Annotated in this window: 11 protein-coding genes and 1 pseudogene; 4 read left to right on the top strand and 8 right to left on the bottom strand. The window is 49.6% G+C overall.

Features of this window, described 5'->3' with window-relative positions; all coding sequences use genetic code 11:
- Window positions 1-384 precede the first annotated feature (384 nt).
- The 3 genes from AC27IB_RS11540 to AC27IB_RS11530 all read right to left on the bottom strand — a co-directional run bounded on the left by AC27IB_RS11540 (window position 385) and on the right by AC27IB_RS11530 (window position 11,132).
- Window positions 385-6,543 (bottom strand): pectinesterase family protein, encoded by a 6,159-nt coding sequence (locus AC27IB_RS11540; protein WP_487121006.1) that lies wholly within the window; start codon window positions 6,541-6,543, stop codon window positions 385-387.
- A gap of 118 nt (window positions 6,544-6,661) precedes the next feature.
- Complete coding sequence (locus AC27IB_RS11535; RefSeq protein WP_296048501.1) at window positions 6,662-9,628, bottom strand: TonB-dependent receptor; 2,967 nt, start codon at window positions 9,626-9,628, stop codon at window positions 6,662-6,664.
- Between the two features lie 244 nt (window positions 9,629-9,872).
- Window positions 9,873-11,132: a pectate lyase family protein gene (locus tag AC27IB_RS11530; protein WP_487121003.1), complete on the bottom strand. Its 1,260-nt coding sequence runs from the start codon at window positions 11,130-11,132 to the stop codon at window positions 9,873-9,875.
- Between the two features lie 398 nt (window positions 11,133-11,530).
- On the opposite strand from AC27IB_RS11530, the pseudogene AC27IB_RS11525 reads away from it, so the two are divergent.
- Window positions 11,531-12,561 (top strand): annotated as a pseudogene (locus tag AC27IB_RS11525) (aldo/keto reductase).
- Between the two features lie 44 nt (window positions 12,562-12,605).
- On the opposite strand, the gene AC27IB_RS11520 reads toward AC27IB_RS11525, so the two are convergent.
- From AC27IB_RS11520 to AC27IB_RS11500, 5 genes are all read right to left on the bottom strand, one after another.
- The gene (locus AC27IB_RS11520) at window positions 12,606-13,028 is read right to left on the bottom strand and encodes an FKBP-type peptidyl-prolyl cis-trans isomerase (RefSeq protein ID WP_296045438.1); all 423 of its coding nucleotides are present in this window, start codon (window positions 13,026-13,028) and stop codon (window positions 12,606-12,608) included.
- Window positions 13,029-13,351: 323 nt separating this feature from the next.
- Window positions 13,352-15,814 (bottom strand): glycoside hydrolase family 127 protein, encoded by a 2,463-nt coding sequence (locus tag AC27IB_RS11515; protein WP_296045439.1) that lies wholly within the window; start codon window positions 15,812-15,814, stop codon window positions 13,352-13,354.
- Entirely contained in the window at window positions 15,795-15,941 is a 147-nt protein-coding gene (locus AC27IB_RS11510; protein ID WP_296045442.1) for a hypothetical protein, read from the bottom strand. The genes AC27IB_RS11515 and AC27IB_RS11510 overlap by 20 nt, the downstream gene beginning before the upstream one ends.
- 11 nt (window positions 15,942-15,952) lie before the next feature.
- Window positions 15,953-17,374 carry an MFS transporter gene (locus tag AC27IB_RS11505; protein WP_296045445.1) on the bottom strand — a complete coding sequence of 474 codons (1,422 nt, stop codon included), beginning with the start codon at window positions 17,372-17,374 and terminating at the stop codon, window positions 15,953-15,955.
- 268 nt (window positions 17,375-17,642) lie between these two features.
- Window positions 17,643-20,444: a TonB-dependent receptor gene (locus AC27IB_RS11500; protein ID WP_296045449.1), complete on the bottom strand. Its 2,802-nt coding sequence runs from the start codon at window positions 20,442-20,444 to the stop codon at window positions 17,643-17,645.
- Window positions 20,445-20,816: 372 nt separating this feature from the next.
- On the opposite strand from AC27IB_RS11500, the gene AC27IB_RS11495 reads away from it, so the two are divergent.
- The 3 genes from AC27IB_RS11495 (at window position 20,817) to AC27IB_RS11485 (ending at window position 26,776) form a co-directional block, all read left to right on the top strand.
- The gene (locus AC27IB_RS11495; RefSeq protein ID WP_487121000.1) at window positions 20,817-24,185 is read left to right on the top strand and encodes a LamG-like jellyroll fold domain-containing protein; all 3,369 of its coding nucleotides are present in this window, start codon (window positions 20,817-20,819) and stop codon (window positions 24,183-24,185) included.
- 86 nt (window positions 24,186-24,271) lie between these two features.
- Complete coding sequence (locus tag AC27IB_RS11490; RefSeq protein ID WP_296045455.1) at window positions 24,272-25,228, top strand: glycoside hydrolase family 43 protein; 957 nt, start codon at window positions 24,272-24,274, stop codon at window positions 25,226-25,228.
- Window positions 25,229-25,240: 12 nt separating this feature from the next.
- Window positions 25,241-26,776 (top strand): alpha-N-arabinofuranosidase, encoded by a 1,536-nt coding sequence (locus AC27IB_RS11485; protein ID WP_487120998.1) that lies wholly within the window; start codon window positions 25,241-25,243, stop codon window positions 26,774-26,776.
- The last annotated feature ends 45 nt before the right edge of the window (window positions 26,777-26,821 follow it).

Here is a 26,821-nt window from a genome sequence, read left to right as displayed (position 1 = left end):
TATTTTTCCTGCCTAAATACCAAGCAACAGTATATGGATGTGCGCGCTTGAAGAATCGTTTAAAAGCTTTCATTTGCCATCCTCCGTTTTATGTTGCCCTATTAACTATATGACAATACTGTAATAATTGCCAGTACAAATTTAAAATCGTATACTATTTTGAATATCAGCAGGAATACTAAACTTACTACGCCGACTTGGGATTGAGCTTAAGTTATTGATATTTAAATGCTTTACCTGGGTTTCCATCGCGCCTATAAATAGCGCTGATAAACGGTATTAACCCAGCTTTTTTTTACCCTTCAGGCTACCCATATAAAAAATCCGCAGTCTGATGTCAGCACTACGGATTTTTACACGACGGCGGATCCCCCCGCCAGGGATTTAATCGGTATATTCGATTCTGAAGTTATCCAGGGTGACGGTACCGCCACTTTCTGTACGCAGTTGAATAAACGAATTCTCGCTGGCCAACGGGCCTTCCACTTCAAGTGTCCCAATGGTCAGCTCGTTAATCAGCGTGGCATAGAACTTGGAGCTACCTCCCAGCCATGACTTACTGCTGCTACTGGTGTTGTTATCCACGTAAATCTGGAAGTTATTATCCCCATCCGGATCGCTCACGCTAACAATGTCCACCAGCACCTTATAAGGGCGGCTCAGGTCAAACACGCCACGGCCGGTCGTGTCGCTATCGGCCGTATCGGTACCGGGCTGAGTATCGCCAATCGTAAAGCGCGCACTGGTCAGGGTAATCTCGCCATTCGCTACCACAATACCACTGCCGCCACCGGTTATGTTATGCAGTGGCATCGAACTGTTGGCTGGCAGCGACTTATAGGCAGCGCTGAAGAAAGTATCCTCATCGGCGGCACTGAAGTCTTCACTGTAAGGCAGGCTAACGTCTGTACCAGTGCTGCTACCGCCCCCCGAACCACCGTCGTTGCCATCGTCAACCGCCGGAATATCCAGGTCGCTCTGGTCCAGTTTGCCTACCCCGGCATGGTTGATCACCTTACTTTTAACCACACTGGTTGCATCGAGGGTGTAAGCATAAGGCACTTCATAGCTGCTGGTTGGCGTAGCATCCGGTCCGGCCACCACATCATTGCCTGACGGTGTAGTCCAATTCACACCGGTTCCAAACAGGTTACCCGCGGTATTCCAGTAGCCAATTTCGTCGGAGTAAAACGACACGATTGGGTTCTGTGTGTTTTCAAACACATTGTTCTCAATCTGCAGCTCAGCTCCCATACGGGAATTCATCCCGGTAGACGTAATATTGTTGTAGTAGTTGTTGTACAGATGACCATAACCAAAGCGGAACAAGGGTAACCGTGACTCGATGTTCTCAAATCGGTTGTGATGGAAAGTAATCAACCGCTCTCTGTCATTGGTACTAACTTCATCATCGGTGTGCCCGTGTAACGAGGCTTTCCAGTGATCGTGCAGGTAATTATACGAAATCGTGATGTTCTTAGCGCCTGACTTCGAATCAATCAGACCATCATAGAAGTCTTTATCCGCATCCAGCGAACTGTACAGTTCGTTATGATCGATCCAGATATTACTGGTGGTTGAACCGTCGTCATCGCCTTCAATGGAAATCGCATCCTTTCCACCGGTTAATACATGGTGGATCTTAAGGTTCTGAATGATGATATTGTTAGCGCGGCGAATGGAAATACCAATACCATCGAACTCGCCACGGTCGGCCACTCCGATAATCGAAACGTTATCCATATCCTTAATCTCAATGGAACGACCACTACCATCGTTGTTCGCGTCGGTTATCACGCCATCTACATAGATAGTCACCGGTGTATTCGCCGTGCTGGCCTCTTCGAGCGCGGCGGTGAGTTTAGCTCCCGTATCCACAGTCACAACCGTACCTCCGGCCCCGCCGGTAATATCGAAGTTATAGCCGGCAAAGCCTTTATCGGTGACTTCTTCGATAATAACCGGCGCATCCAGCGGTTGTGGTTCCCAACCCGCGCCATCGTTGTAATCGGCGAAGACGGCAGCGCGACTGCTGAAATCAGCGGCTTCTGAGTCAGACAAAATATAACCGCCAACCCGCGTAGCTAAATCAATCGCATTACCCTGGCTATCCAGGCTGCCAAACTCACGCCAGCCTGCGGCTGAGGTGGCCGGGTCCGGATTGGGCTGCGGCTGTCCGTTAATGCCGTTGTAGGCCCAGCCTACTGTGGCAATATGCTCAGCAAAGGTATTATTGATCAGCGTAATGTTATCGAAATAACTACTGTTCCCGCCGCTCCGGGCAATATAGGTCGAACCGGCTTCAACGGTAGTACCTAAAGGTCCGGGGCCATGGGTAAAGTCACTGTTTAGGAAGACAAAACCGGGGTCGTCAGCATTTTGTACCCGAGCTTGTAATACATAGCCACCCGGAGCGGTTGCATCAGCACCGTATTTTGAGTCGCCCACCGTACGAATTTCACTTTCTTCAAACAGCGCCGCAGTGACGTATCCCCAGATAAAGTCAACGTTACCGGCCACCAGCGTGTTGTAGAACCAGCTGTAGCCTTTTAGTAGCAGCGTATCCTGCTCGCTAATAAAGTTCATATTATTGGCGATCAGGCGGTGACTACTGTTGAAATAAATGGTTTCCGCCTGGTTAGAGTCCACATTGTTACGTGTATGGCTGTTCTTCAGGGTAAAGTTGTTCAGCACCAGATTATCGGCACTCTCCACCAGCAAGACGCTGCGACCACCATTTGGTGTACCGGTACCCGGCGCTTCACTACCGCCGGTTCCGCCGTTAAACGATTCATAGTTATCGTAGTAAATAACGGTATTGTCGCGATCCTCGCCCTCAATAGTCAGGTTGTTCTTGTTGCGCACATACAACAACTCATTGTACATACCCGTCTTAACGGTAATGGTTGCCGCGGTATCCTTGGCAACATTTTCCATAACATAGTTAAGCGCGCCCTGTACTGTTCTGAAGTCAGCGGCGCCGTCATCATCAACGGTAACGTCGCTGCCTGAAGGACCAATTTCCTGAGTGGAAAAAGACCAGTCGGCGGTTTTACCCATGCCGGTAAAGTCGATGCCATTCAACTGTGTTGAGGTTACCACGCCCTCGCCAATGGCGACGTAATAGGTTTTGTCGTATGTCAGTGCATTGGTATGCGGAACAATGGTCAGGGTATTACCCTCAACGTTGAACGGACGGTAGTTAACCCGGCGCAGACGATCCTGTCCGGCAAAACCCAGTGCATCTATATCGCCGCCCAGGGTGATGACATCAACAACCGTGTCGTCTGCGGCGTCATAAATGCGTACTTCACCAACATCTGCCAGCACCGGCGGACTATCGAATGTAATCGACAGGCGTCCATCCACATAGGCGTTGGTCGCGGCCGTTGCCGGTAAGGTTTTACCTGTCAGATCTCCATAATCGCTGGTGGGCATAACAAAGCCTTCGGTCACCAACACTTCAACGCTGCGCACCAGGGTGGGATCGGAGCCGGAGGTAAACGTAATAGTGGCACTTCCCGCGGCTGCCGGGGTAAGTGTAACGTTAGGACCATCAATTGCCACGCTGACTACGCTTTCATCTGACGAAGTGGCAGTGAAGGTATCATCGGTGAGGCCATCATTTTGCACCGCCGTGACATATACAATTAACGGATCGGTGGTGGTGGTTGCATTCCACTCAGTGTCTTTATAATCCAGCGTCAGTTGTACTGGCTTCACGCTGGGATCGCCCACTTTAAAGTCGTCCATTTCAAACGAACGATTATTGGTGAACATGCCAATTAGCCCTTTAGCAGTAAAGGTGGCATCGTTAATCGAGCCCATCTCTTCGCCGTCTAAGTACACGCTCAGGGCATCACCGATCAGCTCAAAGCGTACGCGATACCAGACGCCATCGGTGCCATCTTTTTCACCCAGTAACAAGGGGGTACTGGCCTGGACCGGACGACTAATCGAACCGTCGGTGCTAATGGCAATTTCCACCCGGGTACTACTTGAAGAGTTCTGTAAATTCAAACCACCGCCGTACCAGTTACCGGCACTGTCATATCGGGCCGTGAAGTACAGCTGTTTGTTTGCCGTTGTGCTGTTCTGGCGCGGACGGATACGGGCTTCTACAAAGTAGTCTGCTGTCTGTGGAATTTGCGCCATGGCATCTTCGGTGAGCTGAATAATTTCTCCACCGGCGCCGCCTGCGGTATAACGCAACATATCGTTACCGGAATCACTGGTATAAATATCAAAGCTGCCAATAGCACCTTCAGTGTTGTCCGGCTGTGCCAGCAGGTTCCAGTTATCCGTGTTACCGCTGCTAAAGTCATCGCAGAAATACAGACTTGGTTCATCTTCACAGGAGAACAGGCTGGCATCTTCAATGTATTCAATGCGCAGATTGTTAATCACCACCGTACCACCGCTTTCCGTACGAAGTTGCAGGAAGGAATTTTCGGAGGCCACCAAACCTTCAACTTCCAGTGTGGTGCCGGGCTCCAGGGTGTTGATCAGCTCACTATAAAAACGTGAATCGCCACCATGCACCGATTTACTGCTGCTACTGGTGTTGTTATCCACATAAATCTGGAACTTGTTGTTACCCTCGGTATCGCTTACCGAAACAATATCCATCACCACTTTATACGGCCGGCTTAAATCGAGTGTGCCGGTAAAAATGGTATCCTCAGCGCTGGTTTCGGTTTGCGGTGTGGAGTTACCAATAGTGAAGCGACCGGAATCAATTTGCAGGCCATCGCTGACCACCATCACGGTTCCGCCGGTACGGTGATAAAGCGGCAGGGTTTCGCCATTGCTGTTTAACAGGCTGGCAAAAGAATCAGAGAAGATATCCTCGGTAACGCCAACGTAATTATAGCTGAGCGGTAAATCCACCTGCGGGATATCAGGTTGCTCTGGTACTTCCGGTTCCTCCGGCTCTTCGGGCACTTCAGGCGCATCCACCGCGTCTGCCACAGTTTCGATAGTCAGGTTATCAATGGTGATATTTCCCGAGCTGTCGGTGCGTAACTGGAAGAAGGAGTTGGTAATTGCCGCATCTAAAATGCGCGCATCCGGGTCGTCTATCGGTAAGCCGGTAACATCGGTTCCAGGCTCATAAGTATAAGTAAAGCGCTGACCTACAGGGAAGTTCTCTTCGTTAATACTCATGCCAATAAATTTACTGGCACCACCATGGACGGAGTTACCCTGACTGGTCGTATTGTTGTCGACGTAGATATTCAGGTTGCCGGCACCGGTGTGTGAGATCACATCAAAACTAATGGTAAACCCTTCACTGATATTAAAAATACCGGTTCCCACCGTGTCAGACGCGGTTGTTTCAACACCAGGGGTCGTGTTACCTATGCTGAATCGTGCGCCGGATAGATTGAGTTGTCCGAGGTCCGGGTCAATGACCGGACTACCGCCGGTTTTAAAATACATCGCACCGCTGTCAGGGTCGTCGGTTAGCCGTTTGTAACCAGATGAGAAAAAGGTCGTGATGTCGGTATCAAAGCTTTCTGCCAGCGCAGGCTCGACATTAGAGGCCTGTTCTTCCAATGCAATCAGCTCCAGGTCGGCCTGTTCTTCGGTCAGTACCAGCAGGTTATCCTGCGGATCCTCCCCGGCATCACAGGCGCGCACTAAACTGGCTACGGCCTCAACCGGATCATCAAACCAACACAGGCTGTATACCTGATTGACCGTATTATACGAACGCGAAATCAGGTAGTGAGTGCTGGTGTCGGTGGTCAGCACCAGCGCCCGACGGCCAAAGGCAAAGCCATAAGTGCCGCTGGTGGTCACCTCACCTTCGGTATAGCTGAACGAACCGGTTAAACCGCCGGTATCATCCGGCGTAAAGGTCACAGCAGACTTAACCGCTGTACTGCCCTGAATATAAGTGTTGTAGAGTGTGCCGGTTATCAACTCAACGTTGATGGCATTGGTGAGTAAGGTGCCGTATTCAGTTTCAAGGTAATTCACAAAGTGCGCTACGGCATCATCGTAATCGGCTAGCGTGGTACTGCCTCCGGCGGTCGCCAGCCACGGCTCAACATCGGCGGCAAAAGCGTCGCTGTCCTGGCCAAAGAAAGAGGCTACCGTCTCGCCTTCTTCAAGCAACATCTGAGCAGCTCCCGCTGCATTAGGTGAAATGCTGATGCCATTAGAAGGGTCAGCATCGGTATCCAGCGCCTGCAGTAACCGCAAGGTATTTACCACTGCCGGATTAAACGGGTTATCGGTTTGGAACAATGCCAGTGGGGTTAACAAACTGGACGCAGGCACAACCGGAAAGGTAAATTCGCCGATTGAAAACGTTATCTGATCTCCCCGAAAATAGGAAAACTCACCGTTTTCATTGGTGGTTCCGTCAGGAAAAGACTCAGAACTGTAACTTAAGCCCCCTACCGGAGCATCAATAAACTGGCCGGTCAGCGCAGGCGCCGGTTCTTCTTTCACGTTGATGGTTTGTTCAAATCCGCAACCGGTTACCAAAACGGCGCTGCTCACCAGAGCAGCAATGCGATTGAGCTTTTTCATATTCACCCTCCCAGGATGATAATGCGGGAGTGCGGCCGGGCGGCAACTGCTGGGTGTCCGCCCCTGATACCACGTTCCCGTTTCAATTAACTGTGCAGAGGCCTGGCCTCATTCTTGTTTAATAGAACTTGATCGTGGCCCCTAACTGGTAGGTCTGGCCGTACACTTCTTTCTGATACAGGATATTGCCACCGCTGTACTCATTACCTTTAAAGAAGCGTAAGTCTTCCTGTGAGGTCAGGTTCAGCGCATCAAAGTAGAGCTGAACGTTTTCTGTCAGGTCATACTTAAATTTGGCATCAACGCTGGTGTAGCCCGCCTGATACTGGTCACCCCAGATTTTACAGCCCTTCACATCGTCGAGCTGAGCTGACGCCGGGCAAGAGCCAATTTGCTCCAGAATCTCTGACCGATAGTTGGTAATTAACCGCGCCGAGAAGACTTCGTTTTCCCAGCCCACAGTCAGGTTGAAGGTTTGATCGGCCTGATCAGGCAGCGGCATGCTGCCCTGACGAACCGTATCGTCAAGTCGTGCATCACTGTTAAGGAATGTGGCATTGGACTGGATAAAGAGACCGTTTTTAAAGTACTGGTTATAGCTAAGCTCCACCCCGTAGACTTTGGCCTTATCACCGTTTAAGGTGATATTAATTTCATCCATAAACAGGTCTTGTGGGATAACAAACTCGGTAACCTGGTTAACCGGCAATCGCACCGGCAGGTCAGCGATAGACATCCCTATACCGTTCACTTCAATAATGAAATTTTCGATATCCTTGTAGAACAGACCAATTTCCATGAACAAATCTTCGCTCGCATACCAGCTTAACGAGGCGTCATAGTTAATCGATGTCATGGCGGTCAGATTAGGGTTACCCACATCAAGGGTGTTATCTGAGGCCAGAATATAATCCTGTAACTGGCGGATGCTGGCCCCCCCCTGCGAATCATCACAGTCGTCCGTGCCCGGCGGACACAGTTCAATATCACTGTCGAAGGTCGCATACGCCCGGGCCTGACTGAATGAAGGCCGGGTAAAGCTGCTCCAGATCGCACCGCGCACCAGAATGTTTTCAGTGGGTTCATAACGCAAATGAACGCTGGGGAAAAACTCTGAGTATTTAATCGACGCTTCCGGAAGCGGGATCGCAATGTCCAACTCACCGTTGCCAGCACCATTAAATTCAAAGTCATCATTTTCCAGTGACATAAACCCGGTCGAAGCAAATTCGGTCTCAACCCAGCGTACGCCGGTAATGATGGTGGCATCCATGCCCAGTGGGAACTCGGTCATCGCATAAAGGGCTTTGGTGTCTTCATCGATAGCGTAGTCACCTTTGGTGCTTTCAATTGACTCTTCGCCGTTGGTGGCTGACTCCACGGTCTGGCGCGTTACATCCACTATGGCATCGACGATGGCAGCACTTTCAAAGGGATACTGGAAGTCACTGCCCGCAGGGACGGCACTCGGGTAATCAGCGAGACTGGAGTTAACGGCATCGATACAGGCCTGATCGCCATTACAATCTTGCGGTGAAGGGTCAAAACTCCAACGGTTCTTATCCCGGGCGTAATAACGAGTGGTAAACAATCCACCCACTTTCACGTAGTTTATGTATTCGTTGTACACATCTTTACGCAGGTTCACCTGCCAGCTTTCCAGGTCATCGGTGCGTAATCCGCCTTCCAGAAACAGGTTGTCGAATTCCCAGTTAGCTAAATCACTGGCATCGCCTCGCGCCGCATTACCAAACATACCGTCGGTATAAGCTAGTCCGGCAAAAGCAGCGGCATCGGCGGGGCTCATCACCCGGGCGTTGATATTACGGCGCCCACCCTGCCCATAAACGATGAGGTCGCGCTCTCGGAACTGTACGCGACGGTCACCGCGAGAGTCTTCTTCAGATTTCGACTTGGCATACTCGTAATCAAGGATCCAGGTGTCGTTAAACGTATTTCGCCCACCTAAGCTGAAGGTAGTGGTTTCGTTGGTACTTTCCTGAATAAAGTGCTGATGGAAAACATCGATATCAGACAAAACAAACTCTTTGGTATCGCCATTTACGAACAAAATTTCTTCGTTGCCAAATGAGCCGGCGTCCTGAAAATCATAGAATTCGCGCAGCGCAAAGTCGCCATCTTCGTACTTGGTATACGTGCCTTTGACGTAGTAATAAGCAGCCTCGGATGGCTGATATTCGATGTTCATCGCACCCGCTGTGCGCGTGCGGTCGGCAATTTCGCGTCGATATTCCAGTTGGGCTGGCCCGAGGATCTCAGGTCCAAGGTTACCGGCATCAATGTCTTCATCACTCACACCAAAGTCAGCCTGGTAGAACTTCATCTCATTGGAACTGTGATGACGGGTTTCATCCACCAGCGTTTCACGGTCTTCATAAGACAAGGCATAACCAATACCTATCTGATTATCGAATAGCAACTCGGTGCCGTTTAAACTAAATCGCGGTGAATGTGATTCACGTAGCTCGTTGTAAGCATCCTGCACTTTCAGATTGAGGGTTTCTTTACCACGGTCAAAGGCCGATATTGCTTTAACGTTTACCGTACCGCCAATGGAATTCAGGTTTTGATCCGGAGTCAGAGATTTTAAAACCTCAATGGTTCCCAGTAAGTCTGCGGGTATGGCATCAAGGCCAACAGCACGGTCTTCACCGGCGCCAGCCATTTCGGAGCCGTTCATATTAACCGTGACGAAGCTGGGGCCAAGACCGCGAACGGCGACAAACTTCCCTTCGCCTTCACTGCGTTGCAAGGTGACACCGGGTAAACGGCGCAATGATTCAGCCACATTCTGATCAACAAAGTTGCCCAGTTCGTCGGTGGATATGACTGAACTGAAACCGTCTTTCATGCGCTCCAAATCACGGGCTTTCAGGTCGGCCGTTTTGACGCCCTTCACCTGAATAATTTCAAGATCCTGCTCTTCAGTGCTGGCTGACTGTTCAGTTTCGGTGGCAGCTGGCTGTGGATCAGCGGCTTTATTTTGTTGTTCTGCTTGCTGAGCATAAACGGGCAAACTAAGCGCCAGACAGGCCATTACCGCGTTTAATCGAAATGTTCTCATGTTCATTCTCCAGACACGATGGGTAAGTCGTGTAAACGAGTGCGATATAATTTTTGTCAATGACACGTAAAACAGGCATAACACACCAAACCAGTGCCACCGGTGGCAATATAACGCCAAAAAAACATACGATCAACATTTTATTAACAGTTTGTTAAAATTAATTATGTGCTTAGAAGAGCGGGGAAGATTTCTGCAAGGCATTGAATATCATCGCCTCGCAGAGCTAGCAGAGGCAGATAACTTAGTGACTGGTTACGAATTCTCGCTGGTAAGCTTCCCAGCCACCGGGCGCCAGAACGGTCAGTTCTGTGTCGATAAGGCCGGTCCCGGAAGTCGGTTTTCCGGTGCGAACTTCATTAAGCAAACGCGTATCCACCGAATCACGAAACTGACCAGATGCGTTTTTGTTTGCCCCAACATCGCCACTAATCACCAAGCGTTCATAGGCCTCTTCGGCCGACAGGGTTTGCGAAGGCTCAATAGGAAAAGGCCGGCTGTTCAGGGTCTGATTTACTCTCGCGGTAATATCTGAAGCCTTTAATTTCTTTTGGTTTTTTACCTTTAAACCGAGTCGGTTGTCAGCTCCCAGATCGTCATGGCCGACCATCACATTACCACTGACAAACGCCTGGGATGCAGGTAAACCGGTTTTTGACCACAACTCAAAAAAGCGGATATCCTCGCTGGCGGGGCCAGGTTTATAGTAGTTGTTCACCAGGTTAAATCGTGTTCCTTCGGCCCCGTAACCGCTGTTATCGCCCCAGTTAAAAAACACATTATTGCGGATGTCGGTTAACGCCTCCTCCTGAGGGTACCGGGGCTTCAGACGGTAGCCGTTAACCCGCGGATTACGACTGTCATGATGAGCCACCACATTGCGCAGAAAGCTGGCTCCGGCGCCGCCCCAAATTCCCCCATAACCGTGGCTGCCTTTATGATGACCCGCATTTCTGAGGCTCTCAGCAATGATCGAATGCTGTAGAGTAAAGTGTTGATTATTATAGAAAGAAGCAACTTCATCGTTGGCCCAGCTTAGTGAGCAATGGTCGATAATAATATACTGTTGATTGCGGGCAGTGAGGGCATCCCCCTCGCCCTGCCAGTGCCCGGGTCTAAAGCGCAGGTAACGCAGAATAACCTGATTGGCTTTAATGGATGTCTGAGCACCAGTGATCACAATGCCAACCGGTGATGTCTGGCCAAGCACCGTAATATTATCGTGTTTAATCTCCAGTTCCGCGTTAAGGTGAATAACGCCGGACACCGCAAACTCTACAATGCGCGGCCCCTTCTGCTTGAACGCATGGCGTAAAGTGCCTGGTTGGGGTGAATCAGGATCATCTGCCAGCGAGGTCACAATATAGCGCTCTCCCCCCTTGCCGCCCTGGGTGAACTGGCCAAATCCCAGCGCGCCATCGAAGGCCACATTAGTTTGCGCCCGGCAGGCGTCAATCTGGCCCAGCAGCATAATGATAGAGAGTATCCCGATGACAACCTTCATTCTGCTTTCTCCTGCCCATTTTCGCGTAAAAATCCACTGTCACAGGGCGCGCCTGCGTTTTTCAGTACGTTGACCACCTTTATGCCACCGGTAGCATTTTTAAAAATACACTACCCCATAAAAATTAACAAGTAGTTAACCAATATGTCATATCGACACTTGCTGACATTTCTCAGTTTTATTCTGCTTTACCAACTTGTTATTTATATCAATGTGCAAAGTAGCGCGTTATCCGCTCTAAAAGCTAACTCCCAGGCGTCGCTATTGTCAGTCACTCGCGCGCGTTCTTTATTTTACGTAACATAGATCAGAGTGTTAGGTTCCTTGTTATAACCATTTTAACTGAACAATTCAGCAGCACCTGCGTATGCATTCGTTTAACCGATAAGGAATTCATCATGATTAGCCGCAGGTCTTTTCTCAATGCGGCGGCAGCGGGCGCTGCTTCTCTTGCCGCAGGCTCTGCATTGGCAAGTACCCGGACATCCTCTTTAAACCTGCCACCACTGCTTCCGCAATCTGCCACAAATGCCGCTGGGCGTTGGCAGCCTGCTTTTCGCTTTGGCCTGGGCGGCGCGCCTATTGGCGGCTCGGTGGGTATTCCGGTATCCGATGCGGATGCATTAACCAGCACCGAAAATGCCTGGAATGCCGGCACACGCTTTTTCGATACCTCGCCCTGGTATGGTCTGGGCCTCAGTGAACGACGTTTTGGCATGGCATTGCATCGCAAACCCCGCGATGAATATATACTTTCCACAAAAGTTGGCAGAATACTCAAAGCAGCTCCCGAGGCGCCAGAGACAGCATGGGCGTGAGCTCTATCGACCTGGTCTTTATCCACGACCTGTCGCCGGATAACGGTGATATAAACGGGCGTTACGATACACTGCTGAAGCAGGCCATCGAAGGCGCTATGCCCGAGTTGTCGAAGATGCGCGATGAAGGCTTAATAAAAGGCTGGGGCATGGGAGTAAATACGTTGCCGCCAATTCTGGCAGCCAATGAACATGCCGACCCCAACGTCCATCTTGCAGCGTGTCAATACACACTGATGGACCACCGCGAATCGCTGCAAAAGCTGTTTCCCAGCTGTGCCGATATTGGCGCCACGATTGTGGTTGGCTCCCCCCTGAATAACGGTTTTCTGGCCGGTGCCGAACGCTACAATTATGGTAGTACCATTCCTGAAGGCTTTAAGCAGAAACGAAGTAAGATGAACGAAATTGCGCAGCGCTATGGGCTGGATTTACACACCGCAGCATTACAGTTTTGTGCGGCGCCAGACATTGTTAGCAGTGTTATCCCGGGGGTCCGCAAACCCCATCAGCCGGCAGAGAATGTTGCATCAATGAATGTCCCAATCCCCGCTGATTTCTGGGCAGAAATGAAAGCTGAAAACCTGATAGCCAGCGACGCGCCGGTGTAACCGCTAGCGTAATGATATGCCAGCCGGCTTCGGGGCCGGACTGGCTACTCGATACCAACGATTCTCGCATCCACAATCATGACCGCGTTAGGCCCTATTGCGCCACTGTTGCCGCGTTTTCCCCACGCCAGCTCAGGTGGAATGACAAACTCAAAACGAGCACCTACATTCATTAGCTGAAAGCCTTCCTGCAAACCTTCGATGGCTTCGCTGACCGCATACTCTTCGGGCAGTCCTTTTTTGTAGGTATCATCAATAACACTGCCATCGCCAAGCTTGATCCGTTGATGAACCTTAACCCGGTCCTGCATCGTTGGCTGGGCACCATCAGCGTCTTCAATAATGCGATACAGTAAACCCGAAGGAAGCACGGTGACATCCTGTCGCTGCTGAAATTTAGTCAGCACTTCCTCAGTGAGGTTTTTATTGCTGCCACGGGACCCTTTCGATTGTTTTCTTTTTGCCATAATAAAACCTGAAAAGCCGGTCTGGATGACCGGCTTTGTTATACCAATCCGCATAGAAGTTTACCCTCTCAGAGTGAGGCAAAACGACTTAGATCACGACGCGTTCTCTGCGGCATAGTTATTCTATGTCCAGAGGGCGCAACACAGATGTAAGTCGTTTTGGCCACTCCCTTTGGGCAATGCTGTCAGGCTTTCTGCCGTTGTTACGCTTGCTTGATTTGGAACCACCAAACCTGTGCAACCAAGCCTAGCCAGAAAGCCTGACAGTCTTGCTGAGTGGGCAAACTTCTATGCGGATTGGTATTATTATCTAACCACCTCGCTTACTCGGCGAGTAAAAGAATACCGTAAACGCCGCCGGCCATTGAGTCCGGCACTGCTTCAAAGCGGATCACCAATGACTCTGCCGCTTTCATCGCTTCAGTTAACGGATAGTCGACATGATAGAAGTCACTTTCCGGCGTTCCGACCGGTAGTGCTACCTGAGCCAGCGTTTCACCGTTAATCAGAATTCGGAACTGACGGTCGGTATCGTCTTTTGAATAACTGATTTGTAATGTTTCAGCCCGTAATCCGGGATTAGCTAAGCGATACTGGAAGTAGCCGCTGGCATGGCGCCAGTGCCGCCCCTTATAAACACCTGATTCTGAGCTTTCACTCTTAAAATCATGCTCAACTTCCGGTTGCTGCTCACCCGGGGTGATTTGATCTACTGTTTTGGCCTGCAGCTCTGCAGCCAGAGTCGCTCTGGACTTCGCTTCAGCAACGAAGTCATTAAAACCAGATTCGTTCATCTGAGGCCAGTATACCTGATAACGGGAATCATGCAGACGGAAAAACGGGATCAGAGAGGTTGGCGCTGCGGCATCAACGGGATCGGCAATGCCCACGTGCTCCGTAGCTTTAAACGCGAGGTCCTTACTGTCTTCACGCTGCAAGCCTGACAGGAATGCCTGTGGTTCCCCAAGCATCATAGGTAAAGCTTCGGGCGGACACACAGGTCCCGCGGCCACGTGACCCATGCGGCTGTCATCAGCCACGAAATCAAGCTGCTCGTTGGCAAAAGCGGTTACTGGTGTCGCCATCACTACCGGGCCATACATCACAGAATAGTAATCCTGACCGTCTGGTAACTGTTCGACGTGCAGATCCGGATTTACCGAAAACGAGACTTTATCACCCGCCTGCCATTCACGGGTTATCTGGTGGTAAGCGTTACTTAACGGCGCATCTACCGGATCTCCGTTAACAGCTACAGTCAGGTTATCAGTGGCCCATTCTGGTTGACGAATATTAAGAGCAAAGGTTGTCGCCTGGTCTCCAGGATTGACTTCAATCGTCACGCTGTCAGCATCCGGGAACCGGGTGTGCTGCTGAATAATAACGCCCTTATCCTGCCAGTTGAGGGTAGCCGGCATAAACAGGTTAATCCACACTGCATCGTTTTTGTGAGTAAACACTAACTCACCGTACTTACTATGGTTCTCAATACCTGATCCCACACAACACCACATGGAATCATGCACCGATGAGTACATCCGATAATGACCCGGACGCATGGAAGTAAAGTACACCAGACCGCCGTGCTCAGGGTGTTGGCTGGACAAAATATGGTTGTAGGTAGCGCGCTCATAAAACTCAAGATAGCGTTGTTCGCCGGTTCTCAGAAACAGCATTTTACTGAGCTTCATCATGTTATAGGTATTGCAGGTTTCCGGCCCCTGAGCGTCCTCTACCATGGCAGTGAAATTGTCGTCATCATGAAAGTGCTCGCGCACGCTGTTGCCACCAATGCTGACACTGCGATGCTGACTCACCGTATTCCAGAAAAACTTCGCGGCATCGGCCCAGACCTGATCGTCATCCAGCTCTGCTACTCGTAAGGCACCAATAATTTTGGGAATCTGCGTATTAGCATGTAAACCGGTGAGTTTGTCCTGGGACTCAGTCAGCGGTTGCAAAATGGTTTGATGGGTAAACTTGCGCGCCAACGTCAGGTATCGCTCATCACCGCTGATGGCTGCCATGTCAGCAAATACTTCATTTAAACCGCCATGTTCCGAAATCAGCATTTGCTGAATTTGCTCGTCGGTTAACCCTTCGGTGATATCCAGCATCCATTCGCCCAGGGCCAGCAGCATGGTTTTCGCCTGTTCCTGATGAGCAATCTCGTAAGCATCCCGTAAACCATGGAAGATTTTATCAATGTTGTACAACGGGACCCAGCGGTCATTCAGACTAAAGGTGCCGGCTTTTATCGTACCGGCTTTGATTTCTGCCCACATGGCCGCACTGTTCGGGATACCGCCTAAATAGCCATTGCCTGCATCCTGAGCTCGCTTTAGCTCGTCAAGCATGTACTCGAGGCGACTTAATAACGCCTGATCGCCGGTGGCAGCATAGGCCAGACTGAGTGCCGACACGTAATGTCCGCCAATGTGCCCGTCGAGCCCTGAATTCTCCCAGTTGCCATAAGAATCGGTTTTCGGCTCCAGACCACCTTCACGTAAATAAGGTGCGAGCAACCTGTCAGGCTCCATGGCCAGCAGGTAATTTACGTTGGTGTGCATCGCATGGGCAAACGGGCCATCGGTTATCCTGACCTGCTGTAAATCAAACAGGCTCGCGTCTGCCGCCGACATGGGGTGCTGTTCAGCCACGCTGTCGGTGAGAGTTGTCGATTCAGGAGTTTGCTGATTAGCAGGTTGACTGCAGCCGTTAAGGCCTGCCAGTGCGGCACTGACGCACAGCGCCAGACCCCAGTGTTTAACTGTATTTATCTTCATAGCGCTTCGCCATTTTTGTATTGTTTAATCCCGTTCGCCTGACCGAAGAAGCGGCGGTCGCCGGTGGCTGGTTGAGCACCAGCCAGACCCGGCGTCGCTTCTGTAAGCGTTTGGGTAACCGTTGCATGTCCTGCGACGTTACTTCACACCAGGCGCCATATCGGCCTTGGGTTGACTGGTACCGTCCAGTTGTACGTCACCACTGACTATCGCCGCTTTGCGATTTGCCTGAACCACTGCCGACAGTGATTTATATTCGTCATCGGTGATTTTATAGCGATTCATTAACCAGCCCACCAGGTAATGGAAAACGCCGGGAATAATGGTCAGCATCAGCACAATCCCCATTAGCGTAAATTCACTTTGCTGGGCAGACGCTTCATATTCGAAATAAGCCAGTAACCAGCCCACCAGCGCGCCGGCAACACCCATACCCGCTTTCTGGCAAAATGAAATGCCGCCGAATGCCAGGCCGGCCACTCGTTTACCGGTTTTGCTTTCGCCGTAATCCACGACCTCAGCAATGGCTGACCAGAAAATTGGTGCGTGCAAATCGACCACGAAGCTGATCAGGAAAAACAGAATGAAGGCCAGCGCCACATCATTGGGCCCCACCAAAAAGTACATCAGCAGGCTCAGTACGCCGACCGCCATCTGGCTGAAACGGAATAGCTTAACTTTACAGTAGCGTTTGGTGATCCAGGTTGAGGCAACCATGGCCAGAATAGCGGCGCCCACGCCAGTAGACAGAAACATAGACTGTAAGCCGGCATCACCACCAAGGTAGTATTTAGCATAATACAGTGCTACCGAACCACGCACTACGTACCCGGTAGTTCCTAACACGCACACACCGCACAAAATTAACCACTGATCGTTCTTTAATAATAGCGACAGTTGTTCTCTGAAGGGCTTCTCTTCTACCTCATGTTCCAGACGTTCGGTTGTGGCAAAGAAGCAAAACAGGAACATTACAACGGCCAGGCCGGCCATCAGGCCCATTGCCGTTTGATAGCCTGCGGCCAGATTCCCTTCCCAGTAATCAGCGCCGGCCATCCAAGGCACAATGATGGTAACCATAAAAGCCGCAACCTTGGCGAAGAACAAACGATAGCCATTAGCCGATAGTTTTTCTTTCGGATCGGATGTCATAACACCAATCAACGAGATATACGGAATGGTCACCGCAGTAAACATCAAAGTCACGAAGATATAGGTGGAATAAGCCCACACCAGCTTGGCGTTATAATCCACATCCGGGGTACTGAACGTCAGAAAGACCGAAATACCAAAGGGCACCGATAAAAACAGGAAATACGGACGATAGCGCCCCCAGCGACTGGTGTAACGGTCGGTAACCATGCCCATCAGGGGGTCACTTACCGCATCCAGAATACGCACCAGCAGAAACATCAATGCCATATCTGAGGGTTTTAAGCCAAACACGTCAGTGTAGAAAAATGTGATGATCAACATCATCGAAGAAATTACGACGTTTACCGCCATATCACCGGCGCCGAAGCCTATCTTCTCTAACCGGGTTAACTTTTGTGAAACCATACCACTACGCTTCCGACTTGCAGCCTTACCGATTCAGGCTGTTTGAAATAGATAAAGGGCCGTTAATTTAGCCCTCGATTTGCGGCATTTGCAAACCAAATGTTAATAGCAAATATACTATCATCATACAATTTAAACAAGCCGTATTATGATATTCCGGTTATGGAATTTGTTAGCGACTGAAACTATTAACATTAATCATGTACATACTATTAACAAAAAAGCCCGATAATATATCGGGCTTTCATAACGTCAGGTATGCAAGTTGTTACATGCTGTAACGCATTCCCACCGCGAAAGTTCGGCTGATAATAGCGCTGCCAAAGTTATTGGTTGTTGGATACTGATAATAGCTTTGGTAAATTTCATCCGTCAGATTGGTAGCGTCGAAGGTCAGCATCAGATTTTCACTGACATCATAACTCATCTGGAAGTTTAAGCTCTGTTCCGGACGACGGTAAACGCCTAATGGATTAGCAAAAATCGCCGCTTCGTAGTTATTCAGAAAATCTTCACGCCATACATAAGATAAGCGCATGTCGAAATCATCTTTCTCGTAAATAGCCACTACGCTGTAGGATTTATCCGACACTGCAAACATGCTGCGGGACAGTATCCGGGAAATGTAGATTTCGCCGTTTTCATCAACCTCAAATTCCGGGATATCCTGCTCCGAATCAAGCATTGTGTAACTCGCCTGAACACCTAAGCCATCCAGAGCTTCAGGCAGATTATCCGGGAAATATACCAGCCCTAACTCAAGGCCGGATAAAGAACCATCAGAAGCATTACCGGGCTGAGTCAGTACGTATTCGGTAGGCTGTTCATCTTCAGGCCCCTGCAGTGTTACTTTTCTCTTAGAGTCAAATACAAACCCTTCGATGTCACGCTGGAACCAGGCTGCATAAACAGAGCTTTGTGGTGAGAAATACCATTCCAGAGACAGATCCAGGTTGACAGACTCTACCGGCCCCAGGTCGGGGTTACCCTGTGTTGATGTTTTTAATTCCAGGCCAGTCAGGTTAGATCCATAATTAATGGTAGGGTTAAGTGCTGCAAAATCCGGGCGTCTGACGGTTTCTGTATAAGCGAAACGCGCTAACAGGTCGTCGGCAAGATGATAGCGCACAACAAAGCTCGGGAGTACCGAAGTACTTGAACCTTCACCACTGCCGGTAAGGTTGCCTTCTGCATCAAAGAACGCCATATCACGCTCGGCACGCTCTACCCGTACCCCTATCTGACCATCCAGTGTTTTACCACCGAGCTCTGTCATAAAGTCGGCTTCGATGTAGGCTTCTGTTGAAACCTCTTCAATATCGAAGTTGATGGTAGGCGTTTGGTCGGTGACATCGTCATAACCATGCAAAGCGCGAATGTCCTGGCGGTTAGCCATCAGATATTTAGCATCTACCGCCGCCCAGCTGTTCGGGAAATTGGCTCTGCCGTCAAAGAAATCACTGTTAATATAGGTGAAACCGTCTGGTAAGTCGGCCAATGACAGACCTTCATTACCACCGGGGCCTAAATAATCGTAATCTTCAGCCGTACGCTTATCGTAGCGCAGACCATATTTGATCTTCTCGATGGGACCAAAGGAGACAAATTGCTCAGCATCTACCTTAAAGGTTAGGGCGTCGCCTTCGCCACGGTATGAGTTGTCAAACAGACCATCAGTCTGCCACAGAGCGCGGTTAGTCACGTCTGACTCATCAATGGCCGTATCAGGATTATCGACAATTTCTAATCCTGGAATACCGCCACCGGCGTTAAAATCAAAGTTCAGTGTGCCAGTCAGGTATTGCGGCACGCCACGCATAGCAAAGAACATATTGGTGTATTCGCTGGTCTGATAGATAACTTCAGACTTAACCTGGAAGTCGTCACTGAGATACCAGTTACCGCCAAGGGCGTATAAAAAGCCATCGGTTTTACCTGTGAAAAAGTCACCACTGGTAAAATTATTACCGATGTTTTGTGAATCCAATGCTGAGCCGGACTTAACAATATTGGTCCCTTCATACAAATTTAGCGGTGTAGTGGGATCCAATAAATACGTGTGCTCTACGTTTTTAAAGAACATCGTGGTTTGATTATCGGTTCTGAACCCATTGTAAAAGGCCTCGAACAAATACTCAGACCAATCATTTGGTGCCCACTGGAATGACACACTTACCGCAGGTCGTTCGCGATCACCATAGGAATCAACGCCGAAGATTGCATCCCGCGACAAGTAGTATTCCGAGTCAACACCGTTAACATCCAGCGTTGAGCCCGCCGCAAAAGGCAGGCCTTCTTCCATACCTGGCGTCCAGAATGTCGACGGAATGCGGGTTAGCATGTCATAAGGCTCAGGCGCGTTTTTAGTGAAGTACGGCAACATGGCACCCGCCGTGATACTTTGATCGCGGAACCGCGTGCGGGCGTAGGCGACGTTGATCAGTGCACCTACTTCACCAAAATCCGTTTCCCAACGATCACTCATCAATAAACTGACATTTGGATCGTAATAGTCTGCCTGTTCCTGCTCAATGGCTCTTGCTGCTAAAACCACTTTGGAACCGTCGAAGTCGAAAGGTCGTTGGGTTTGTACATCAATTTGCCCGGCCAGGCCGCTACCGAGTTGGGAAGCAGAGCGTGTTTTGTAAACACTGGCGCTTTGCAGCAAGGCGGCAGGAATATCAGCTAACGCTATTGAGCGTCCTGTGGAGGTAAAAATATTTCTTCCGTTTACCGTTGTCGTTACATCAGAGAGACCTCGAATGGTAACCGTATTTACTTCACCCGACGCCCTGTCGGTAACCTGAACCCCGGTTACCCTTTGCAGCGCTTCAACCACGTTATTATCAGGAAATTTACCAATGTCCTCAGCCACAATCGCGTCTACTATTTGTAAATTCTGGCGCTTAATGTTGATGGCTTTATTCAAACTAGCGCGGATACCGGAGACTTCAATAACCTCTACATCTTCTGGTGTTTCTTCCTGTGCATTATCAGCTTCTTGTGCGTGGAGAAGAGTGCTGCCCAACGCAAATATGACTGCTGTTGCTAGTTGCTTTCTTTTAAACATACGGTAAACCTCCATTACTGGGAGCCGAGCAAGCTCCTGACAGTAACCTTTGTATAAGTTGTGTTAACTGCAAAGTAAAAAAATATTAATTTTCGTAACAGGACGATTAGATTACGATAGATATTATTGTATGATTTAATCGGTGTCAACAAAGTCTGTTAAATCTATTAACATTTCTTAACAAACCGGATTGACAAGACTGTTTAATTAACAGTCAAGTGCTGAATAGTCAAAAATTTACATATAATAATCAATTAATTACGATCAATTAGATTGATTTACGAAATTTAACTATTAACAACAGATTTACATAGTATACACTGTTTGATATATTAAATTAGTCATACAATATTACTTTGATGAGGTTTAACCATGAGATGGAACAAAGTGTTGTTAGCCGTGAGTATTTCTGCCGTACTCGGTGGATGCGGAGACGGAACACAACAAAAAGTTGAAGGTGTTGTTGAGGCCCCTCAAAATGAACCCCCTGTGAGTGTTACAGATCCGACTTTTCCAACTGGTGTTACGTTTAGTGAAGTGGGCGTTCACGATCCTTCTGTTATTCGTCTGGACGACGGCACTTTCTATATCTTCGGTTCTCATATGGCCTATGCCAGCTCAACCGATTTAGTTAACTGGACTCAGTTAAATCCCGGTGCCGCCAATAACGAAGATGCCGCGGCTAATACGCCACTATTTAATACTTATCCATCTGAAGTGTCTGAGGGCATTGACTGGGTAGGCGGCAATATTGGTTCCTGGGCTTCGGACGTTATCCAGCTAGGCGACGGCCGTTACTACTTTTATTACAATCACTGTGCGCTGCCCGATACCGGTAACTGTGTATCCCGTTCCTATCTGGGTGTAGCCGTATCAGACAATATTGACGGTCCTTATGAAGACTTAGGTCTGATCCTGACCACTGGTCATGTGGGTGCAGAAAACCCAGGCATCAATGGCGAAGACTACGACGGTAATGTGCATCCGAATGCCATCGACCCGGATGTCTTTTTCGACAAAGAAGGCCGCTTATGGATGGTTTACGGGTCTTATTCCGGTGGTATCTGGATCATGGAAATGGATCCACAAACCGGTATGGCACTGCCAGACCAGGGCTACGGCACCAAACTCATGGGTGGCTTCTATAGCGCCATTGAAGGGCCATATATGATTTACAGCCCTGAAAGTGATTACTACTATCTGTTCACCTCTTTTGGTGGGTATAACAACGCTGATGGCTACAATATGCGTATTGCCCGTTCACGCAATCCTGACGGCCCATTTGTAGACAGCCTGGGTCAGGACATGATTGGCGCATCGGGCGGCTGGTCTTCCATAGAGCAGTATGGCAATAAGGTCATGGGCGGATTCCTGTTTGATGTGAACCCGGGTGAAGCCGGTAGCGATAACGGCTACATGGCACCAGGACATAACTCAGCCTATTATGATGAAGAAACCGGTAAATACTTTGTTATCTTCCATACCCGCTTCCCGGGTTCTGGTGAATTTCATAACGTGCGCGTTCATGAAATGTTCGTTAATGAAGATGGCTGGCTGGTCGTAGCACCGCACCGTTATGTGCCGGTTCAAGGCGATAATATTGCTGATGAAACCGATTTGTTTGGTACCTTCAAACTGATTAACCACGGCTCCGATATCGACCGTGAGGCAAAGGTTTCTACCTACATTACCCTGGAAGACTACAATATTGTTAGCGGCGACGTAACCGGTAAATGGTACTACGAAGCGGATAACACAGTGCGTTTGTATCTCGACGGTCGAGGCACCTTTAAAGGGGTATCCTCATGGCAGTACAACGAAAACCACGGCCAGTTTGTACCAACCTTTACTGCAGTAAATGAAGAAGGTGTGGCAATCTGGGGGAGTAAACTGTTGGAAAACGATGATGCCACAGCATTGACTAATGCACTGGCTGCCATCTCATTCCCTGCAGAAACCACCGTAGACGTAACCCTGCCAGCAATTGGTGCAAAAGGTGCCGACATCACCTGGACCAGCAGTCACCCGGATTATATTGAAGTCAAAGGTGAGCCTGAACTGCCGAATGCCAGCTACACTGGCGTGGTAACCCGTCCTAATGTTGGCTCTGGCGATACCGAGGTGACCTTAACCGCCACCGCTACCCTCAACGGTATGTCGCAAACTCAGACTTACACCATTGTGATCCCGGCTCAGGTGCCCTTTAACCGTATTGCCCACTACTCATTCGACGGCAACCTGGCTGACGAAACTGGCACCTATGCGGCAGCTACTGCAACCGGCATGCGTCCCGATACCGAAGGTACTGTCAACTTCGTTGAAGGCCAGATGGGTCAGGCTGCCATGTTTGATGGCAGCAATGGGGTGCGTCTGCCAGACAGCTTTATTAACTCCTATAACTACACGGTATCGATGTGGCTCAATGCACAGTCGCTGAACTTGTTCACCCCGGCATTCTTTGGGGATGTTGGTGAAAACGGCTGGATGAGTCTGGTACCGCAAAGCTGGGACAGCAACATTATGTTGTGGAGTAACTCTGTACTGAAAGGCAGTAACCCCTGGTTTGACGGTATCTCTGGTGTGCCTATGCAACTGGATACCTGGACCCACGTAGCGTTCTCCGTTAGCAATGGCTTTGTACGTATTTATATTGATGGCGAACTGGCCGGTGAGGCCAATGGTCTGCCGGATATGTTTACCGATTACGAAGGCGTGTTCACCCTGGGCGTAAACCCATTTGATGTACCTTTCAACGGTATGATTGATGAAGTGAAACTGTATGACACGGCATTAACCGCAGGTGAAATCAAAAACCTCGACGTTACGCCACTGTCGACAGCTGAACTGCTGGCATCGGCCGCTGAATTACTCGATCTGGGCGACACTACCGCGGTTATTGCTGATCTGCCAATGCGCCCCTCAGGCCCATACGCGTCAGCCATAAGCTGGAGCTCTTCGAACCCGGATGTGATTAGCACTAAAGGTGAAGTGACCCGTCCCGCTAATGGTGAAGACGATGCCCTGGTGGTGCTAACCGCCACCATCACCTTAGAAGGCGAAAGTGTCAGCAAAACTTTCGAAGTCAATGTACGTGCACTGGGTCTGCCGGATCCGGTAGTTCACTATAGTTTTGATAACGATGACCTGTCTGATGCAACCGGCCAGCAAAGTTCCGGTACACCAACCGGTGCCACTATCGAACAGGCAGGCGGTGAAGCAGCCTTTACTGACGGAATTGTAGGCAGAGCGCTGGATATGGATGGTAGCTATGGCGTGCAGCTGGCTGCTGACCTGATTAAAGATAACTCCTACGCTATCTCGGTTTGGTTTAACGCCGCTTCGCTCGCCAACTATACCCCAGTGGTATTTGGCTATGCCAATAGCGATAGCTGGATCAGCATGATCCCAGGTGGTCACCATGCCTCTACCAATGCCATGGTATGGTCTGGTACTGCCTGGTACGACGCCTTTACCGACCAGGCCCTGGAAACCGGCACCTGGTACCACATGGTAATGGTTAATAATCAGGGTGCTATGAGTATCTACATCAATGGTGAAGAAGGCTTTGCAGGTCAGAACTTCCCGGATGTGTTTACACCGGCTCCGGTTACGTCCTTTACGATTGGCGCAAACTTCTGGGATGCAGCTTTCAACGGTCAAATCGATGAGCTGTACATCTTTGATGATGCCCTGACGGCAACTGATGTTACGCAAATCTACAACTCGCAACGTCCTGAGTAAGGCTTGCACTTAAGCTATACACCGCTACCTGTTCTCAGGTAGCGGTTTTTTCGTTTCTTCGACACTCGTAATCTTTAAGGATCATCATGAGAAAACGACTTCTAAGCACCGCCTTCGCCTGTTTGTTTGCCTCTATGGCCAGTGCTGACAACCCGATTGTTACTGATGTATTTACCGCCGATCCGGCTGCGATGGTGTATAACGACACCGTGTACCTGTACACCGGCCATGACGAAGCGCCTAATAACGATAAATTTTTCGAAATGCATGACTGGCTGGCCTATAGCTCCACCGACATGGTGAACTGGAAAGCCCACGGGCCAATCATGAAAGGCGTTGATTTTGAATGGGCAGTACCGGGCTTTGCCTGGGCCTCCCATATGGTAGAAAAAGACGGGACGTTTTATTTTTACACCACTGTCCGCCACGATGAAACCAAACCCGGTTTCGCTATCGGTGTGGCCACCTCAGACTCGCCTACCGGACCGTTTAAAGACGCTATCGGCAAAGCGCTCATTACTGATGATATGACAACCCATACGCCAAATGACTGGGACGATATCGACCCGGCAATCTTTATTGAAGAAAACGGCGATGCCTACATGTTCTTTGGCAACCTGATGCCTAAGTACGTCAAACTCAAAGACAACATGCTGGAACTTGATGGCGAGATAAAGACCATCGACGTGCCCAATTACACCGAAGCGTCCTGGGTGCACAAAAAGGGCGATAATTATTACTTCAGCTATGCCTGTGAGTTCCCGGAGAAGATCTGCTATGCCATGAGTAAAAGCATTCATGGCCCGTGGGAATATAAGGGCATCCTTAACGAAGTAGCCGGTAATTCTGAGACCAATCATCAGTCCATCATTGAGTACCAGGGCAAGAGCTATTTTATTTATCACACCGGTGCACTGCCGCCTAAAGACGGCAAGGCAAGCGGCGGTCGTTTTCGTCGTTCGGTGGCCGTTGAGCCTTTATATTACAACCAAGACGGCACCCTGAAACGCGTCATTATGACCACTGAAGGCGTGCAGAAATAACAAGGAGTAATGATGAAGTTAAAACTAGTTGCCTGTGCCCTGCTCGGGGTTGGCCTGTCGTTTGGCTGTGTTTCCAAACAACATGATGTAAGTATCACTGCCGACCTCAGTAAGGAAGGAGCCACCATTAATAAGGATATCTACGGTCAGTTTGCCGAGCATCTTGGACGGGGTATTTACGAAGGTATCTGGGTCGGCCATGACTCAGATATTCCCAATACCAAAGGCTTCCGCAATGACGTTCTTAATGCCTTGCGCGACATTCAGGTTCCTCTGGTGCGCTGGCCGGGCGGTTGTTTTGCCGACGAATATCACTGGCGTGATGGTATCGGCGACCCGGCGGAACGCCCGGTAAAGGTAAATACTCACTGGGGGGGGGTAGAGGAAGACAATGCCGTGGGCACCCATGAGTTTTTCGACTTTGTTGAACTGCTTGGAGCGGATGCTTACATCAATGGCAACCTGGGTAGTGGCACCGTGCGTGAGATGGCTGAGTGGGTCGAATACATGACCTCAGACAAAAACTCCACACTGGCCAATCAACGCCGGGCCAATGGTCGCGAAGAACCTTGGGACATCGCCTATTTTGGTATTGGAAACGAAAGCTGGGGCTGTGGTGGCCACATGTCGCCGGAGTATTACGTTGACCTGTATAACCAGTTCGCCACCTTTATCAAAACCCCACCGGGTAAAAAGCCTAAACTGGTGGCCAGCGGGGGGCATACCGAAGATACGAAGTGGACAGATGTATTAAGCGCCAGTATTGAACGCAATATGGACGGCATCAGTTATCACTTTTACACATTGCCTAACAGCGACTGGTCGAATAAAGGGCATGCCACTGAGTTTACCGAAACGGACTGGTTTAAAACCATGGAGCGTACTTATCGAATGGATAAATACCTCAGCGATAATATCGCGAAACTCGATGCCAACGACCCTGACGGCAAACTGGCCTTTTATGTGGACGAATGGGGTACCTGGTATGACCCCGAACCAGACCGAGAACCCGGCTTTTTATATCAACAAAACACCCTGCGTGATGCGGTATTAACCGCGGTAAACTTTAACCTGTTTCATCACTATGCCGATCGGGTGCACATGACCAATATCGCGCAAATGGTCAATGTACTGCAGGCCATGATTCTGACCGCTGGTGAAGATATGCTGCTAACACCGACCTATCATGTTTATGGTATGTACAAGGTGTTTCAGGATGCCACGTCAATCCCATTCACCATTAACAGTGGCGAGTATGAACAGGGCGACCAATCGTTACCGGCCGTCACCGCCTCTATTGCGAAAGGCCAGGATGGCAAGGTGTATATTGCTCTGGTTAATTTAGATCCAGCCAATGAAGCTGAGGTGGCACTGACGTTAAACAACGGTGATTTTTCTTCACTGGTCGGTCAAATTCTGACGGCTGATGCGATAACGGCTAAAAATACGTTTGCCGCCAAGGAAGTAGTGAAACCCGCATCATTCAGCAGTGACCTTGACGAACTCGTGTTGCCAGCTAAGTCGGTTCTGGTTGCAGAGCTGAAATAAGCAGGTTCGTTGCGGATAAAAGCGCGGTCAGTGACTGGTCGCGCT

This window comes from Alteromonas sp. 4NH20-0104, assembly GCF_057547795.1.
This window is presented reverse-complemented; position numbering and strand designations above follow the sequence as displayed.